The organism is Marinobacter xestospongiae, from assembly GCF_023156385.1.
GTDB lineage: Bacteria > Pseudomonadota > Gammaproteobacteria > Pseudomonadales > Oleiphilaceae > Marinobacter > Marinobacter xestospongiae.
The window spans coordinates 1-1,981 of the sequence record NZ_JAKZAK010000055.1; the positions used below are offsets into that span (position 1 = coordinate 1).

Below are 1,981 nucleotides of genomic sequence, written 5' to 3' on the forward strand. Positions count from 1 at the left end.
GCGTTAATCGGATGGGATAACAGTGACCAAAAATGATAGGAAAATAAAGGGTTACCCACCAGAAGAAGTGAAGAGCCGTATTTGTACAGTGGTATTGGGTGCGCAAAATGTGGAAGTCAAGCGATTACATAGTGATCCGATGAGAAGTGCGCTAAGCTGTTGTTTAATCGGAAACTTGAACCCGTGCTGGGATGTGTGAAATGCGGAGTTATCTAGAATCGGCTTTTTCGCAATATCGAAGAACGCGGTCTAATTGCTGTTAGCACTCAATGAATCCCAGGGCTATGGACCTCGATCTAGACAAGTATGAAATCGGATTTTTTCATCTAGGAATGCCATTTGATGGCGATGATAGAATCATTGAAAGTTTGGGCTATTCAATAATTATCCGGTCGGGGCGTGTTTTCGGCATCCGCGCCCGATTCAGTAACTACTATTCGGAAGGGTCTTGCTTCAATGATGCCCTAATTAGAGAGCAAAAAGACCTTCCAGAGCCAAGGTTCATTACGCCTGAACTAATCTTGGAACTATATGGAGAGCTTGTCGATCAGTGGGACGACGACGTGGAGCGAAATTATCAATTCATCGACGGTAATGTTCGTGTGGAGTTCAGTTGGCACCAAAGTGCAAATGGTAATTTGATCCTGAACTACGTTGATATCGAGATTGAGAACCTGCAATTGTGCTAACCAATCACTGTTGGCGGACAATTTTTATACCGCTTCGCGGCTCCAAAATTGCCGCAAAGCTCGGCGTTAAACGTAAGGGAGCGAAATGGATCTAGCTACGATCACAGCCTCTGGATTGCTGGCGCTACTGATAAACGTGATCGGGGCATTCTGGATCAAAGAGCGGCTTCGGCAGTCTATTAAGTTTGAATATGATCAAGATCTGGCCAAGCTGAAAAGTCATCTAGATTTCGAGCTGGATAAGAAGAAACGTCTCTATGAAGGGAAGCTGGCTCAGTATAAGAAATACTTTGCCCTTATGGATTCTTATTCGCTGGAGCAGCGGCGCGCGCTGATGGACGGTTTTCAGGAGGGAATCTTCAAAATTTTGGAAAACCCTTCGACCGAGAACACGATCGAATACATCAAAAAGACTCTTAGCCTCCAGAATGATATTTCAGATAAGTTTTTGATGTTCAAGAACGAAATGAATGGTCTGCGCCTAGAAGCCGGAGAGCCACTGCTTGAGTTGATTGAGTCCTACGTCTCCGCTCTCGAAAAGGTACAGGAGAGAACGGTATCGTTCCTGAACTGGATGAACCAGAACGCGACGACCTTTTTAGCCCAGCCAGATGCTGCGCAACAAAAGGTTCAAGAATTCATGCAAGAAGAAGCTTCAGGGGAGGCTCAAGAATTGATTGATCTTCAGGAGCAAATCTTCAGGGAGATGCGGCATGAGTTGGGCATCGTTTAACCAGTCATTCCAGTTCGTTGCGGCCCTAAAGGGCCTCCACCGGACGGCCTTTTCTACGCTTCGCTACGCAAAGGCCGCCGCTGAATATTGGCGTTAAAAATCATGAGCAACACAGGTGGTTCCTGGTGAACGTAGTCCTTCCGCCTGTAGATTTCTTTAGCGGGGCAAATGAACGGGCCAGAGCTTTGGGTACTACATGCTAAAACTGAGTGACCATTTCAGCCGGGAAGCCAAGTTAATGCTGTTCTTTCCAGCTCTCCTAGTCGTTATCGCTGTCTTAGCGGCGGCTGTTGGTCCGTGGATCAATCAGCAAGTGGAAATAGATCGGTGTCTGGACTCTGGTGGCAGTTATGACTATGAAGTCAATAGCTGTATCAGGGGTGGAAATCTGCATCCGAGATGAAGTCTGCCCTTTTTAACCAGTCAATGTTGCCGGACAGTTTCTCCGCGGCTTCGCCGCTCCAAAACTGCCGCAAATTTCAGCGTGTGTGCCGGGCATGGCACAGAACTAGGGAGGTGAAAGTCCTCCTGCCAGGTGTTCGCAGAGCCGAAGGCTAGG

General features: G+C 47.4%; 2 protein-coding genes. Both read left to right on the forward strand.

The features are described 5' to 3' along the window. The first annotated feature begins 284 nt into the window (after window positions 1-284). Window positions 285-689 carry a hypothetical protein gene (locus tag MLD24_RS21420; protein ID WP_248169364.1) on the forward strand — a complete coding sequence of 135 codons (405 nt, stop codon included), beginning with the start codon at window positions 285-287 and terminating at the stop codon, window positions 687-689. Between the two features lie 85 nt (window positions 690-774). Continuing rightward, the gene (locus MLD24_RS21425) at window positions 775-1,422 is read left to right on the forward strand and encodes a hypothetical protein (protein WP_248169365.1); all 648 of its coding nucleotides are present in this window, start codon (window positions 775-777) and stop codon (window positions 1,420-1,422) included. Window positions 1,423-1,981 lie beyond the last annotated feature (559 nt).

Coding starts and splice junctions, on each gene's coding strand:
- MLD24_RS21425 (WP_248169365.1), top strand. CDS start 775: ATGGATCTAGCTACGATCACAGCCTCTGGATTGCTGGCGCTACTGATA.
- MLD24_RS21420 (WP_248169364.1), top strand. CDS start 285: ATGGACCTCGATCTAGACAAGTATGAAATCGGATTTTTTCATCTAGGA.